Raw genomic sequence first — 14,014 nt, forward strand, 5'->3', positions numbered from 1 at the left:
CTTCATCGCCACCATGTCCCAGCCCTTCGATTCCTCGCTCTCCCGCCTGTTCAATCCCCGCAGCATCGCCATCGTCGGCGCGTCGGCCACGCCGGGCAAGATCGGCGCCATGCCGGTCGCCCTGCTGCGCCAGCACGGGTACGACGGACGCATCCTGCCCATCAATCCGCGCGCCAGCGTCATCCAGGACCTGCCCGCATTCCCCGACCTGGCCGCGCTTGACGCCGACGCCGACTTGGTCATCCTGGCCGTGCCCGCGGCCCATGCCGCGCAGGCGCTGGAGCATGCGCGCCCCGGCCAGGTGGGCGGCGCCGTGGTGTTCACATCGGGCTTTTCCGAGACCGGCGCATCCGGCGCGCAAATGCAGCAACGCCTGCTCGCCATTGCGCGCGAACGCGGCATACGCTTGCTGGGTCCCAACTGCCTGGGGTTCATGAACGTCCGGCGCAATGTCTACGCCACGTTCTCGCCCGCCCCCGCCAACGGCGCGGTCGCCGCGGGCGGCATCGGCATGGTGTCGCAAAGCGGCGCCTTCGGCGCCTATGCCTACAGCATGGCGCGTGAGCGCGGGCTGGGTCTGTCGCACTGGATCAGCACCGGCAACGAGGCCGACATCGATGTCGCCGATTGCATCCAATGGCTGGCGCACGATCCGGACACGCGCGTCATCATGACCTACATGGAGGGCTGCCGCGACGGCGCCAAGCTGCGCCGCGCCCTGGCCGCCGCGCGCGACGCCGGCAAGCCCGTCGTCGTCACCAAGATCGGCCGCACCCAGGCCGGCGCGCAGGCCGCCGCTTCGCATACCGCCGCGCTCGCCGGCGACGATGCCGTCTACGACGCGCTGTTCAAACAGTACGGGGCGCTGCGCGCGCGCACCATCGAAGAGTTCTTCAATCTGGGCTATGCACTGGACACCTGGAAGCACGCGCCGCAAGGCAGGCGCCTGGGCATCTTCACGATCTCCGGCGGCGTCGGCGCGCTGATGGCGGACGAGGCCGAAGAAGCGGGCTTGACGCTGCCCGAGCCCGCGGCCGACGCACAGGCCCGGCTGCTCGAGCGCGTCGCCTTCGCCAGTGCCCGCAACCCGGTCGACGTCACCGGCCAGGCTGTTTCGGAACCCGGACTGCTGCTGGCCACCGCCGAGGACATGCTGGCGGACGGCCGCTACGACGCCCTGGCCGTCTTCCTGGCGGCCGCGGGCTCGTCCGAAGCGCTGTGGCCCACCTTCGAGGCCTTTGCCAAGCAGCTGCAGGCCAGCCATCCCGCCGTGCCCCTGATCATCTGCGCGCTGTTCCCGCCCGCCCGCCGCCGCGAACTGGAACGGCTGGGATGTCTGGTATTCGCAGACCCCAGCGCCGCGATCCGCACCATCGGGGCCGTGGCGGCCTGCGCCGGCGCCAGGGAGGCCGCGGCGGCCAACACGGAAGACGATGGCGGCTTGGCAAGCATCACCGGCACCGCGCCGGTCCTGGACGCCTACAACGAGGTCCAGGCCATGGACCTGCTGCGCCAGGCCGGGTTGCCCGCCTCCCCCTGCACGCTGGCCGCCGACGCCGACGCCGCCGTGCTCGCCGCCGCGCGCCTGGACGCCCCCGCCGTGCTGAAAGTGGTATCGCCGGACATCCTGCACAAGAGCGACGTCGGCGGCGTCAAACTCAACGTCTCCGGTGAAGCCGCCCTACGGCGCGCCTTTGCCGACATCATGACCAGCGTACGCCAGCATCGCCCCGACGCCCGCATCGACGGCATCCTCGTCGCGCCCATGGCGAGCAAAGGCGTGGAATGCATTGCCGGCGTGCACTGCGATCCGGTGTTCGGCCCCGTCGTCATGTTTGGCCTGGGCGGCGTGTTTGTCGAAGTCCTGAAAGACGTCAGCTTCCGCCTGGCGCCCTTCGGCCGCGCCGAGGCGCTGGCCATGATCCGCGAAACCAAGGGCCACGCGCTCCTGCAAGGCGCCCGTGGCGCGCCCCCCTGCGATATCGGCGCGCTGGCCGATGCGCTGGTGGCGCTGTCCCGCTTCGCTCACGCGCGCCGCACCGACTTCAGTTCGGTAGAGATCAATCCCCTGCTGGCGTTGCCCGAAGGACAGGGCGCGCTGGCGCTGGACGCGGTGGTCATTCCCACCGCTTCGCGTGGCGGCGGACATTCGTCCTGATCCAATCGCCCAGGCGGTCGATGAGCGTGCGCTCGGTGCCGGCGCCGACCTGCGCCCGCAGCGACGCCTGCACCTGGTCGAGGGCCTGGGGCAGCGCCGCCATCAAGCCGCGCGCCACGGTCATGACATAGCGCTCGTTGAATCCCAGGTCCTGGGCCATCGCTTGTATCCGCTCCCGCCCGATGCTGCCCGGCTTCATCTCGCCGCCGATCGCAAAGGCGAACTTGCTGGCCAGTCCCGGATACATCGCCGTGCACATCAGGTCATAGAACGGCGCCAGGCGATATCGACCTTCGCTGGTTTGCAGCACCGACAGATTCTTGGCATGGCTGTCGTTGTTGCCGACGCACAGATTGAAAAGCACCCATTGCAGGAAGCGCTTGAGATCCGCCGCACTGATGCCTGCATCTTTCAACAGCCTGCGGCAATCCGCCAGCGACGGACCACCGTCCGATTCATACTTCACATCCGACGGCTTGCCCGCCAATTGGCACAGGTCCAACTGATGCAGACGCAGCAAGCTGCCCTGTCCATCCGGTACACGGTCATAGCGCTGGATCAGGCACGCGCGCGTATGCGGCTGATAGGTGGCATCCGCCGCGCCCAGTCCCAATTTGGCGGCCAGTTGCATCACCAGGGTCTCATTCAAGGCCGATGCCCACACGCCATCCACGCCGCGGATATCAGGCTTGAGGATGTGCCAAGACGGCGCCGTGCCCTCCGGCATCGCGGGTGAGCCATCCGGCATCACTGTCAGCAGAAGCTTGTCTTGCGCGCCCGCCAACGAAATACGCGTGCCTTCGGCGTTCTCAGCGGCCAGCGCCGGCACACCGTCATTTTTCAAGCGCGCAGCGATGTCCTGCCAAGTCGTGGGCCGGTAGCGAGGTGGTGCGGGCCGCTCGCCCTGCGGCAGTATCGTCAGTCCGCTTGCGGTATCGCCCCCGACGCTGCGCAGCAGGCCAAATACGGTGGTCGCATGGCGGCTAAGCTGCAAGAACTTGCGCACATGTCCTTCGGGCAGCAGGTTCTCAAAGTAGGCATGCACGGCGTCGCCCGCGTGAGCACCGCTTTTGAGCGGCATCGACGGCGCAATCGCTTGCGCATCAGGCCGGTCCAGCCAGGCCTGCGCATAGACAAAGCGCAACGGCCGCTCGTCGAACAGACGGCCAACCTTGCGGTCCGCCTGATACAGGTCCAACGCATCCGCGGCGGTCATGGCAGCCTTGCCTGCTTGGGCACTACTTGCACTTCCAGCCCCAGCAGGTCCAGCATGTCCAGCACCTTCTGTAATTGCAGCGTAGGCTTGCCCCGCTCCAGATCCACCACAAAGCGATTGCCGGTTCCTGACAGACCGGCCAGATCCGTTTGCAGCAAGCCCTGCGAGCGCCGCGCGGCCCTCACCACCTCACCCAGATCCGTCGAGGAGTGGATTGGCAACGGAAAGGTGTCCAATTCGGATGCCGCGGGCATGATGTTCCCCTGAATTACCGTTCGGTAATTTTATGGGGCTTCCAGGTGGAAAGCCACAACAGAATTACCGTTCAGTAATTTTTTCTGCATGACACGGTTTTCGGTTTAGGAAAATTACCGATCGGGAACAATCCCCCGACATCCACACTATCTGGCCAACAATTTACCGATCGGTAATTTACAACTAGCAGCCCCTGGTCCGCCCGCAAAAAGGGCGCCCTCAGGCGCCCCTCTCACCAACCACCGATGCCGCTTACTTCAGCAGCAAGGCATTCAGCCGCTTCACGAACGCCGCCGGGTCCGCGATCTGCGCCCCTTCGGCCAGCAAGGCCTGATCCAGCAGCAGGCGTGCCCACTGGTCGAACTCGCCGTCATCGGCCGAACGGATGCGCGCCAGCAGCGGGTGTTCCGGGTTGATTTCCAGCACCGGCTTCACGTTGGGCGCTTCCTGGCCGGCGGCCTTCAGCATGCGCAGCAGATGCGGGCTGAGTTCATTCTGGCCCACCACCACGCACGCCGGGGAATCCACCAGGCGCAGCGTCACACGCACTTCCTTGACCTGGTCTTCCAGCGTCTTCTGCAGGCGCTCGACCAGCGGCTTGAAGTCCTCGGCCACTTCGGCCTGGTGCTTCTTTTCTTCCTCGTCGGCCAGTTCCGCCAGGTCCAGGCCGCCCTTGGCCACCGACACCAGCGACTTGCCGTCGAATTCGCGCAGGTACGACAGCATCCACTCGTCCACGCGATCCGACAGCAGCAGGACTTCAATGCCCTTCTTGCGGAAGATCTCCAGATGCGGGCTGTTGCTGGCCGCGGCGAACGTATCCGCCGTCACGTAGTAGATCTTGTCCTGGCCTTCCTTCATGCGCGACACGTAGTCGGCGAACGACACCGTCTGCGCCTGATCGCCCGAATTCGTCGACGCGAAACGCATCAGCTTGGCGATGCGTTCCAGGTTGGCCGAATCCTCGCCTGCGCCTTCCTTCAGCACCTGGCCGAACTCCGACCAGAACGTGGCGTAGTCTTCCGGCTTGTTTTCCGCCATGTCTTCGAGCAGCGACAGGATGCGCTTGGCCGACCCTTCACGGATGGCGCGCACATCGCGGCTTTCCTGCAGGATCTCGCGCGACACGTTCAGCGGCAGGTCCGCCGAATCGATCACCCCACGCACGAAGCGCAGGTACGACGGCAGCAACTGGTCCGCATCGTCCATGATGAAAACGCGCTTCACATACAGCTTCACGCCATGGCGGCCGTCGCGGTCCCACATATCCATGGGCGCATGCTTGGGCACGTACAGCAGTTGCGTGTATTCGCTGCGGCCTTCCACGCGGTTGTGTGTCCAGGCCAACGGATCGTCGTAGTCGTGCGACACCGTCTTGTAGAACTCGCGGTACTGCTCTTCCGTCACGTCCGACTTGCTGCGGGCCCACAGCGCATTCGCCTGGTTCACCGTTTCAAGTTCGTCGGTCTTGACCTGCTCGCCCTTCTCTTGGTCCCACTCTTCCTTGGCCATGCGGATCGGCAAGGAAATATGGTCCGAATAGCGGCGCAGGATCTCGCGCAGCTTCCAGCCATTCAGCAGCTCGTCCTCGTCGGCGCGCAGGTGCAGCGTCACATCCGTGCCACGGCCCGACTTTTCAGCGGCGGCAATCGTGAACTCGCCCTGGCCGTCCGATTCCCACTGGATCGCGTCCGTCGCGCCAGCGCGGCGGCTCACCACCGTGACCTTGTCCGCCACGATGAACGACGAATAGAAACCCACGCCGAACTGGCCGATGAGCTGCGCATCCTTCTGCTTGTCGCCCGTCAGTTGCGAGAAAAACTCCCGCGTACCCGAACGGGCAATCGTGCCCAGGTTGGCCACGGCCTCGTCGCGCGACAGACCGATCCCGTTGTCCGAAATCGTGATCGTGCGGGCGGCCTTGTCGTAGCTGACCGTGATCGCCAGTTCGCCATTGCCCTCCAGCAGCTCCGGCTGGTCGATGGCCTCGAAGCGCAACTTGTCGCAGGCATCCGACGCGTTCGACACCAGCTCGCGCAGGAAGATTTCCTTGTTGCTGTACAGCGAATGGATCATCAGGTGCAGCAGTTGCTTCACCTCGGCCTGGAACCCCAGGGTTTCGGACGCGGAAGTCGTGGCGGTTTGGCTCATAGTTCTACGTGGCTTTGAGAATAAATTAGGGACGGAATAATGGACGACTGGGGAGCGAAGCCCGCGCAGTCTCCGGGAAACCCTACTGATGTGGGGGCCTATTGGAACTTTTCAAGGCCGGGTGGCGATGCAGCAACCTGACAAGCGCCTGTCCCCGGTAAAATCCCGCACTTTTCTCACCTACCCCCGGCCGGCACTCCGCCATGCAACCCGCCTCCCTAGCCCAACCCGCCCCCCACAGCGCCCCCGACGACGACGCCCCCAGCCACGACCTGGTCTACGGTCCCGATGACCGCCCCGCGCCGCCCGTCGCCTTCGTCGCCGCGCTGCAGCACCTGCTGGCCATCCTGGTCCCCATCGTCACCCCCGGCCTGCTCATCTGCCAGGCGCTGGGCGTCAGCAGCCGCGACACCACCCTGATCGTGTCCATGTCGCTGGTCATCTCCGGCATCGCCACCTACGTGCAGTGCAAGCGCTTCGGCCCCCTGGGCGCCGGCCTCCTCATCGTGCAGGGCACCAGCTTCAACTTCGTCGGCCCGCTGATCGCCGGCGGTTCGGTCATGGTCAAGCAAGGCACCCCGGTCGAAGCCGTCATGGCCGCCATCTTCGGCGTCGTCATCGCCGGATCCTTCGTCGAAATGGGCATCAGCCGCATCCTGCCCTTCGTCAAACGCCTCATCACCCCGCTGGTCACCGGCATCGTCGTCCTGCTCATCGGCCTGACGCTCATCAAGGTCGGTCTCATCAGCATGGGCGGCGGCTTCGGCGCCATGGCCAACGGCACCTTCGCCAGCGCCGAGAACCTGACCCTGTCCGGCCTCGTCCTGGGCACCATCATCCTGCTCAACCGCGTACCGGTCGTCTGGATCCGCAGCACCGCGCTGGTCCTGGCCCTGGCCGTCGGCTACATCGCCGCCGCCTACATGGGCCGCCTGGACTTCACCGGCGCCCGCGAAGCCGCCCTGTTCCAGGTCCCCGTGCCGCTGCACTTCGGCCTGGGCTTCTCGTGGGCCCTGTTCGTCCCCATGCTGATCATCTACCTGGTCACGTCCCTGGAAGCCATCGGCGACGTCACCGCCACCAGCAAAGTATCCAAGCAGCCCGTCGAAGGCCCGCTGTGGATGCAGCGCATCAAGGGCGGCGTCCTGGTCAACGGCGCCAACTCGCTCCTGGCAGGCGTCTTCAACACCTTCCCCAGCTCCGTCTTCGCGCAGAACAACGGCGTCATCCAACTGACCGGCATCGCCAGCCGCCACATTGGCGTGTGGATCGCGGGCATGCTGATCCTGCTGGGCCTCTTCCCCGCCGTCGCCGGCGTCCTGCAGGCGGTGCCCGAGCCCGTGCTGGGCGGCGCCGCCATGGTGATGTTCGGCGCGGTCGCCGCGTCGGGGATCAATATCCTGGCCGGCATCCAGCTTGACCGCCGTGCATTGCTGATCATCGCCGTCTCGCTGGCCCTGGGCTTGGGCGTGTCGCAAGTGCCGGAAATCCTGTCGCATCTGCCGCATTCGGTGAAGAGCGTGCTGGAGTCGGGCGTGGCTACGGGCGGGATTTGCGCGCTGGTGATGAACTGGTTCTTGCCTGAGAAGAAGTCAGGCTGATGAACGCAGCCTGCTGAAGTAAGGCTGCTGAAGTAAGGCTAATCGAAGGCCCGCCTAGATGCGATCTCCGAGGCGGACCTCGATTAGATTTGGAAGCCTGGCGCGGTACGCCGGCACGTGCGCCGGCACCGCCGCAATGCCCGTCCGGGCGTCGCCTGACAATTTATGAAAGACCGCATATAATCGCTGTCTTCGTATCTCCCGCAGCCGTCATCTGGACGTGTTCGCGACCCCCTGCCCGGGTGGTGAAATTGGTAGACGCAGGGGACTCAAAATCCCCCGCCGCAAGGCGTGCCGGTTCGATTCCGGCCCCGGGCACCATCAAAAATCTTCTGAGTATTTATTCGCTTGGAAGGTTTCGCAGCACGAGCCCCGCACCGGGGAACTTCCCTGGAATTTTCGTCAGTCACAGCTTCGATACAGCGATGCGGCGATAGCGTCTGCCTCAACCTAGCGTCGACCGCACCCAAATCTCGCATTGACATATCGCTAAATCCCGATATCATGTCGCCATGGACCTGCTAGAAATATTCAAAGCTCTCTCGAATCGTACGCGTCTCGACATCTTGAGAGGACTGAAGGACCCCGCGAAAAACTTCCCTCCGCAGGACGAGGGGGACGTGCATACCGTGGGTGTCTGCGTCAGCAGTATTCAGGAAGGCGTCGGGCTGTCGCAGTCGACGGTGTCTGACTATCTTGCAACCTTGCAAAAGGCAGGCCTGGTCGAAGTGCGGCGCATCGGCCAGTGGACCTACTACAAGCGGAATGAAGCAGCCATCAGCGCACTTGCCGAGCTGATAGGAAAAGACCTGTAATTTTTTTACCCCATGATATCGATAATTCCCGATATCCCTTTTTATCGAAACGAGGATTTACTATGAAAGCGATCGTACTGACATCATTTAGCGGACCGGAATCGTTCGAACTGCGCGACGTGCCCAAGCCCGTACCCGGCACAGGACAAGTCCTGGTGCGGGTGCATGCCACCTCCATCAATCCGCTGGATTACCAGGTTCGACGGGGTGACTACCCCGATTTGGTGCCATTGCCGGGCATTACCGGACACGACGTATCCGGGGTTGTCGAAGCCGTCGGCCCCGGCGTGACGGCTTTCTCTCCAGGGGATGAAGTCTGGTACACCCCGCAAATATTTGATGGCCCGGGAAGTTATGCCGAATACCACGTTGCGGCCGAGAGCATTGTTGGAAAGAAGCCCCCCTCGTTGAGCCATCTTGAGGCGGCAAGCCTGACGCTCGTGGGCGGCACGGCTTGGGAAGCACTGGCCGTGCGCGCTGCGCTGCGAGTGGGCGAAAGCATCCTGATACACGGTGGCGCGGGCGGGGTCGGCCACGTGGCGATCCAACTCGCAAAAGCCATGGGGGCAAGGGTGTTCACGACCGTGCGTGAAGAGAACTTCGAGTTCGCGCGAAGCCTGGGGGCCGACGTGGTCATTGACTATGAAAAGGAGGACTACGTCGATGCCATCATGCGGGAAACGGGTGGCTCCGGCGTGGATGTCGTCTTCGACACCATCGGCGGCAACGCGTTGACGCGCAGCCCCGACGCGCTGGCTCAACTTGGCCGCGTTGTCACGATCGTGGACGTCGCACAGCCGCAAAACCTGATTCAGGCGTGGGGCAAAAATGCGAGCTATCACTTCGTTTTCACAAGACAGAATCGCGGCAAGCTTGATGAACTGAGCGCACTGATAGAGCGCGGCCAACTACGGCCACACGTGGGCGCCGTCTATTCGCTGGCCGACATTCCGCTCGCTCACGCTCGATTGGAGACGCCCAATAATGGCCTCCGGGGAAAAATCGCGATTGCGGTGGAGCCGTCGACTCACTGAACGCGCACGTCGTTTCGACACCGCCGAAGCTTCAACTCGGCATCGGTTCGGGTATCACATTTTCCGAAGAATACGGCCCGCCGCCGCGCTGGGAAAACGAAGCGGGGTGCGTTGCAATTCCCTGTCTCTGGTGCAGACGGCGAGGCCCCAGGGTTTCGCGGGCAGCGCCCGCCCTTTGGGGCCGGGCCTGCCTGGAGACCGGCGCCATCAGCTGGCCCGGTCACCATCCGGATATAAACCGTGCCTATCCAGGCCCAGCTTGTCCATACTTCAAGTTGCCCATACACAACGGGCGACCGCAGCCAAATAATGGCTCGCATCCAGAGTCCAAATAGCCTAATCCGTCAAAAGACCCGCCAGCGCCGCATTTCTGGCTCGGCGCGTCGGACGGATCGCTGGGCTGCCTCACCCGTCGCGCTGGGCATGCCCCACCCTTGATTGCGGACCCGCCGTTGGAACACCCCGGCACCGCTACGCCAAGCCTGCACCCGCCGCCACTCCCCCACTTCCCCGCAGTCCTGACCCCGCTGACCGTCCATCACAAGACTCGCTCACCGCATCAAGACCTCGTCCGGCCTAACAGGCCATCACCTCAAGGAGAAATCGACCGCCCCTTTACCGAAGATCAGCAGCCCGGCGGCAGTCTCAGTCGATGCCGGGTTTCACGCCCGGGCCAACTCTCGAGCCCCAGGCGACTTATGAACCTGTGCAATCCCTGCACGGTTACATCGAACGCTTACTTATATTGTTGGAGGACACTGTCATGTCAGGAAAGAACAACAATACCCCACGGGTGGACAACCCGGGCGAAGAAGACGACGGCGGACCGGCCACCGGTAAACCCGCCTCCGGGGCGCCCGAGAACCCGGACTCTGACTCCGCCGGCCTTGAAGCACTGAGCCAAGAGGCGGAACAACAAGCCGTTTTTGCCGAAGCGGGTGTTTCGGACGATCTGCTGGCGCTCAGGGATGCGATCGAAGCGCAGTTGCTCTCGGCGTCCGGCGAATTCCGGACGCTGTCGGAAGGCCCTTCGACCGAGGGCATCGTCGGTGTCGGGATCGGTTTGCCGGACCCGACCAACGTCACCTTTGGCGCCGGCGGACCGGGCGAGCCGGTGCTGACGATCTTTACCGAGAGCGCCATGCCGCAGGAGGCAGTGCTGGGCCAGGTTGCACGGGCGGCCGGCACGCGTTCGCTGTCGAGCGTGCCGGTGCAGCAGGTGCCGGTTGGCGTGGTGGACGCCTATTCGCATCGCGCGCGGCACCGGCCGGCGCCGGGCGGAGTGTCGGTGGGACACGTGAATGTCACGGCAGGCACGCTCGGAAGCCGGGCGATCGGGCTGACGGCGCCGTGGACCAATCGTCACCTCATTCTCAGCAACAACCACGTACTGGCGAATTCGAACGTTGCCAGCGTGAACGACAGCATCATCCAGCCGGGCGCGGCGGATGGGGGCCGTCATCCGGGAGACCAGATCGCGGTGCTTGCCCGCTGGGTGCCGATCAACTTCGGCGGCGCAGCGAACTTCGTGGATGCCGCGTTTGGCTGGGCGTGGCACGAGCGCATCCGCGGCGAGCAATACTATCTTTCGGGCGGCAGCGCCGCGTATTACCGCACTGGCACCGCCGCGCTTGCCGCTACGCTCGGCTTGATTGTCGGGAAGAGCGGCCGCACGACCGGCCTTACGCAGGGCCGGGTGACACAGATTGGCGTGTCGGTTAACGTGAATTACGGCGGCGGCCGCGTCGCCCTGTTCCGTAATCAGATCGCCATTCAATCGGTGAACAGCAACCCGTTCTCGGCGGGCGGGGATTCCGGATCGCTGATCTGGCATTGGGCGGCCGGCGTGCGGCCCGTCGCGCTGCTGTTCGCGGGCGGCGGCGGCACGACGTTCGCCAATCCGATTGGGTCCGTGTTTTCCGCGCTGAACATCAGGCTGTTGCCTTAAGAGGCCCTCGGCCGCCCTGTCGCGAATCGGGGCGGCCGATTACACTGGATTCGATCAGGTTAGAGGAGTTGGCGCCATGAGCGACACACAAACCCCAGGGCCAGATTTCTCCGGCGCCGGCCCCGTCGAATACGGCCCCGCCGAAACGCAATCGAGCGGCGCGGCCGGACAGTTGCTGGCCAGCGAGGAAGCGCGGCTGCTCGCCATTCCTGGCGTCGTGTCGGTCGGCGTCAGCACCGGACGCCCGGGAGAAGAAGCGCTTGCCGTGGGCGTGACGGATGCCAACGTGGCGGCGCGCCTGCCCCGGGAAATCAACGGCGTGCCTTTGGTGATTACGGTGACCGGGCCCGTGGACGCGCAGCGACAGCGCTGACGGCAACCCGTCCAGGGTGTCGCCGCGCAAGCAGCTCCTCTTCCGACTGTCATCACCGGTCGCAGCGGCCATCCTCGACGGATGATCCGCACCGCCGTGCAACCGGGGCCGCCCGGGTTCCGCGACGATATAAACGCTACGCGCCGGAAACGCTGTCCACGTACACCAGTCCCGCCGCCGCCAGTTTCTCCCGCATCCCATAAATATCCAGCCCCAGTTCACCGGCAGCCAGCCGCTTGCGCTTGCCCGCTTCGTTCAGCAGCCGCGCATCGCAGGCGTCGGCGACCTCGGCGGCCCGGGCGCGCGGAACCACGCACACCCCGTCGTCATCGGCAATGACGACATCACCGGGCTGCACCAGCGCGCCCGCGCACACCACCGGCACGTTGACCGATCCCGGGGTGGCCTTGACCGTGCCCTTGGCCGATACACACTTGGACCACACGGGAAACTTCATCTCTTTCAGCGCCGCCACATCCCGGCAACCGGCATCGATGATCAAGCCCTGCACGCCCCGTGCCCGCATCGACGTCGCAAGCAGCTCGCCGAACATTCCATCCTCGTTCGACGACGCACACGCCACGACGACGATGTCGCCCGGCTGGCAAAGCTCGATGGCGACATGCAGCATCCAGTTATCGCCCGGCTGCGCCAGCACCGTCACGGCGCTGCCCGCGATCGATGCGCCGGCATAGACCGGCCGCATATAGGGCTGCAGCAATCCGGTCCGCTGCTGCGCTTCGTGCGCGGTGGCGACGCCGGCCGTGGCCAGGCGGGCGATGACCGTACTGTCGGCGCGTGGGATGTTCCTGACAGCAATGCTCATGCCAGTTCTCCGGTGACTTGCGGAAACACGCGCTGGTAGCCTTCGGCGTAGACGATCTTCTGGTTGGAATTACGCGATGCCTGCACGCCCCGCTGCAGGGCGACGCGGGTGTAGTACTCCCACAGGTGTTCCTGCGCGGCCATGGTCTCGAAGGCGCGGCGCTTCTGGTCCCAGACGTCGGAGATATCCAGCAGCACTTCGGGTTTCCATTCGCACTGTTCGGGCTGGTGCGGCTCGAAGAGGAACACGGGCGGCGCGCCGACGACCGCTTGTCCGGGGTTGTGCCCATGCGCCTGCGCGATCACGCGCGCTTCCTGCGCGACGTGCGTGGCCAGCGGATGGTCGAAGTTGTAGGGGTCTTTTTGCGAGTGGGTCAGCACGAATTCGGGCTGCAGTTCGCGGTAGACGTCCACCAGTTCGAACAGCGCGTCATCCGACACGCGCAGCGGATAGTCGCCGCAGTCCATGAAACGGATGTCGGCGCCCAGAATGCCGGCCGCGAGGCGCGCTTCGTCGCGGCGGTTGGTCTTGACCTGCTCCAGCGTCATGCCGGCCTGCTTCCACAGCTTGGCCGATTCGCCGCGTTCGCCGAACGATAGGCACACCACGGTCATTTTCCAGCCGCGTTTGGCGTACAGGGCGATGGCGCCGCCCGCGCGCCAGACGAAGTCCGCGGAATGCGCGCTGACGATCAGCCCGTTCTTTTGCCGTTCCATTTCAATTCCTTTATGCGTGTGCGCCGGCCGGCACCGCCGCGCGGCCCCATGCCGGCGCGGGGCGCGGCTAGTCGGCCTTGATGCCCGCGTCCTTGATGACCTTGGTCCATTTGGTGGTTTCAGCCGCGACGAAAGCGCTGAACTGCGGGGCGGTGCCGGGCGTGACGACGGCGCCCATTTCGCCGAAGCGCTTTTTGACTTCCGGGTCTTTCAACGCGCTTTGCAGCGCGGCGTTCAGCTTGGTGGTTACCTCGGGCGGCAGGTCCTTGGGCCCGATCAGGCCCCACCACACCGTGGCCATGGCGCCAGGCAGGCCTTGCGACACCACGGTGGGCACCTCGGGCAGCATGGCGGCCGGTTCGTCGTCCAGCACGGCGAGCGCGCGCAGCTTGCCCGCCTTGACGTGGGAGACGACCTCGAGCGGGTTGATGGACATGAAGGAGATCCGCTGTCCCAACAGGTCGGTGACCGCCGGCGAGCCGCCCTTATAGGGCACATGAAGGGCTTTCATGCCGCTCTCGCGCTTGAGCAGTTCGCTGGCCAGATGGCCCGAACTGCCATTTCCCGCCGAGGCGTAGGTGAGCTTGTCGGGGTGCGAACGGCCGTAGTCGGTCAATTCCTTCAGGGACTTGAACGACGATTCGATCGGCACCACCACCGCCAGCGGCGCGTAGCCGATGGCGCCTACCGGCGTGAAGTCGTGCGCGGGATCGAAGGTCAGCTTGGAGAACAGGGCGCCGTTGGCGGCCAGGGTGTTGGACGCGGTCAACAGCGTGTAGCCGTCGGCCGGAGCCCGCGCGACCATGTCCATGCCGATGTTGGTGGCCGCGCCGGGGCGGTTGTCGACGATGATGGTCTGCTTCAGGGCATCGCCCATTTTCTGACTGACCAGGCGCTGGAAGAGGAACTGGGGTCGCCGCT

12 protein-coding genes and 1 tRNA gene are annotated in these 14,014 nt (G+C 64.9%); 7 read left to right on the forward strand and 6 right to left on the reverse strand.

What is annotated here, in order from left to right; genetic code table 11:
* The first annotated feature begins 13 nt into the window (after positions 1-13).
* Entirely contained in the window at positions 14-2,158 is a 2,145-nt protein-coding gene (locus tag ASE30_RS16980) for an acetate--CoA ligase family protein (protein ID WP_057285449.1), read from the forward strand.
* Here the strand turns inward: ASE30_RS16980 and ASE30_RS16985 are convergent.
* The 3 genes from ASE30_RS16985 to htpG all read right to left on the reverse strand — a co-directional run bounded on the left by ASE30_RS16985 (position 2,118) and on the right by htpG (position 5,780).
* A complete protein-coding gene (locus ASE30_RS16985) occupies positions 2,118-3,374 on the reverse strand; it encodes a type II toxin-antitoxin system HipA family toxin (protein WP_057285450.1) in 1,257 nt (418 codons plus the stop codon). The two genes, ASE30_RS16980 and ASE30_RS16985, sit on opposite strands and share 41 nt — an antisense overlap.
* On the reverse strand, positions 3,371-3,628 hold the full coding sequence (locus tag ASE30_RS16990; protein ID WP_057285451.1) for a helix-turn-helix transcriptional regulator: 258 nt from the start codon (positions 3,626-3,628) through the stop codon (positions 3,371-3,373). The genes ASE30_RS16985 and ASE30_RS16990 overlap by 4 nt, the downstream gene beginning before the upstream one ends.
* 253 nt (positions 3,629-3,881) lie before the next feature.
* Positions 3,882-5,780 carry a molecular chaperone HtpG gene (htpG, locus tag ASE30_RS16995; RefSeq protein WP_057285452.1) on the reverse strand — a complete coding sequence of 633 codons (1,899 nt, stop codon included), beginning with the start codon at positions 5,778-5,780 and terminating at the stop codon, positions 3,882-3,884.
* Between the two features lie 203 nt (positions 5,781-5,983).
* On the opposite strand from htpG, the gene ASE30_RS17000 reads away from it, so the two are divergent.
* The 6 genes from ASE30_RS17000 to ASE30_RS17025 all read left to right on the forward strand — a co-directional run bounded on the left by ASE30_RS17000 (position 5,984) and on the right by ASE30_RS17025 (position 11,551).
* The gene (locus ASE30_RS17000) at positions 5,984-7,381 is read left to right on the forward strand and encodes a uracil-xanthine permease family protein (protein ID WP_057285453.1); all 1,398 of its coding nucleotides are present in this window, start codon (positions 5,984-5,986) and stop codon (positions 7,379-7,381) included.
* Between the two features lie 236 nt (positions 7,382-7,617).
* Positions 7,618-7,702: transfer RNA gene (locus tag ASE30_RS17005), tRNA-Leu, on the forward strand.
* Between the two features lie 191 nt (positions 7,703-7,893).
* Entirely contained in the window at positions 7,894-8,196 is a 303-nt protein-coding gene (locus tag ASE30_RS17010) for a helix-turn-helix transcriptional regulator (RefSeq protein ID WP_057285454.1), read from the forward strand.
* A 62-nt stretch (positions 8,197-8,258) separates the two neighbouring features.
* On the forward strand, positions 8,259-9,230 hold the full coding sequence (locus ASE30_RS17015) for a zinc-dependent alcohol dehydrogenase family protein (RefSeq protein ID WP_057285455.1): 972 nt from the start codon (positions 8,259-8,261) through the stop codon (positions 9,228-9,230).
* Positions 9,231-9,993: 763 nt separating this feature from the next.
* On the forward strand, positions 9,994-11,178 hold the full coding sequence (locus ASE30_RS17020) for a S1 family peptidase (protein ID WP_235515280.1): 1,185 nt from the start codon (positions 9,994-9,996) through the stop codon (positions 11,176-11,178).
* A 76-nt stretch (positions 11,179-11,254) separates the two neighbouring features.
* Complete coding sequence (locus ASE30_RS17025) at positions 11,255-11,551, forward strand: hypothetical protein (RefSeq protein WP_057285457.1); 297 nt, start codon at positions 11,255-11,257, stop codon at positions 11,549-11,551.
* A 136-nt stretch (positions 11,552-11,687) separates the two neighbouring features.
* On the opposite strand, the gene ASE30_RS17030 is transcribed toward ASE30_RS17025, so the two are convergent.
* The 3 genes from ASE30_RS17030 to ASE30_RS17040 all read right to left on the reverse strand — a co-directional run bounded on the left by ASE30_RS17030 (position 11,688) and on the right by ASE30_RS17040 (position 13,985).
* A complete protein-coding gene (locus tag ASE30_RS17030; protein WP_057285458.1) occupies positions 11,688-12,377 on the reverse strand; it encodes a 4-carboxy-4-hydroxy-2-oxoadipate aldolase/oxaloacetate decarboxylase in 690 nt (229 codons plus the stop codon).
* On the reverse strand, positions 12,374-13,093 hold the full coding sequence (locus ASE30_RS17035; RefSeq protein WP_057285459.1) for a PIG-L deacetylase family protein: 720 nt from the start codon (positions 13,091-13,093) through the stop codon (positions 12,374-12,376). The genes ASE30_RS17030 and ASE30_RS17035 overlap by 4 nt, the downstream gene beginning before the upstream one ends.
* Before the next feature lie 67 nt (positions 13,094-13,160).
* Positions 13,161-13,985: a tripartite tricarboxylate transporter substrate binding protein gene (locus ASE30_RS17040; protein ID WP_255367015.1), complete on the reverse strand. Its 825-nt coding sequence runs from the start codon at positions 13,983-13,985 to the stop codon at positions 13,161-13,163.
* Between the last annotated feature and the right edge of the window lie 29 nt (positions 13,986-14,014).

The sequence above is a fragment of the Achromobacter sp. Root83 genome (assembly GCF_001428845.1).
Taxonomy (GTDB): Bacteria; Pseudomonadota; Gammaproteobacteria; order Burkholderiales; family Burkholderiaceae_B; genus Achromobacter.

Bases quoted from the DNA above. Each gene is read 5' to 3' on its own strand.
- ASE30_RS16980 (WP_057285449.1), top strand. From the start codon at position 14: ATGTCCCAGCCCTTCGATTCCTCGCTCTCCCGCCTGTTCAATCCCCGC.
- ASE30_RS16985 (WP_057285450.1), bottom strand. From the start codon at position 3,374: ATGACCGCCGCGGATGCGTTGGACCTGTATCAGGCGGACCGCAAGGTT.
- ASE30_RS16990 (WP_057285451.1), bottom strand. From the start codon at position 3,628: ATGCCCGCGGCATCCGAATTGGACACCTTTCCGTTGCCAATCCACTCC.
- htpG (WP_057285452.1), bottom strand. From the start codon at position 5,780: ATGAGCCAAACCGCCACGACTTCCGCGTCCGAAACCCTGGGGTTCCAG.
- ASE30_RS17000 (WP_057285453.1), top strand. From the start codon at position 5,984: ATGCAACCCGCCTCCCTAGCCCAACCCGCCCCCCACAGCGCCCCCGAC.
- ASE30_RS17010 (WP_057285454.1), top strand. From the start codon at position 7,894: ATGGACCTGCTAGAAATATTCAAAGCTCTCTCGAATCGTACGCGTCTC.
- ASE30_RS17015 (WP_057285455.1), top strand. From the start codon at position 8,259: ATGAAAGCGATCGTACTGACATCATTTAGCGGACCGGAATCGTTCGAA.
- ASE30_RS17020 (WP_235515280.1), top strand. From the start codon at position 9,994: ATGTCAGGAAAGAACAACAATACCCCACGGGTGGACAACCCGGGCGAA.
- ASE30_RS17025 (WP_057285457.1), top strand. From the start codon at position 11,255: ATGAGCGACACACAAACCCCAGGGCCAGATTTCTCCGGCGCCGGCCCC.
- ASE30_RS17030 (WP_057285458.1), bottom strand. From the start codon at position 12,377: ATGAGCATTGCTGTCAGGAACATCCCACGCGCCGACAGTACGGTCATC.
- ASE30_RS17035 (WP_057285459.1), bottom strand. From the start codon at position 13,093: ATGGAACGGCAAAAGAACGGGCTGATCGTCAGCGCGCATTCCGCGGAC.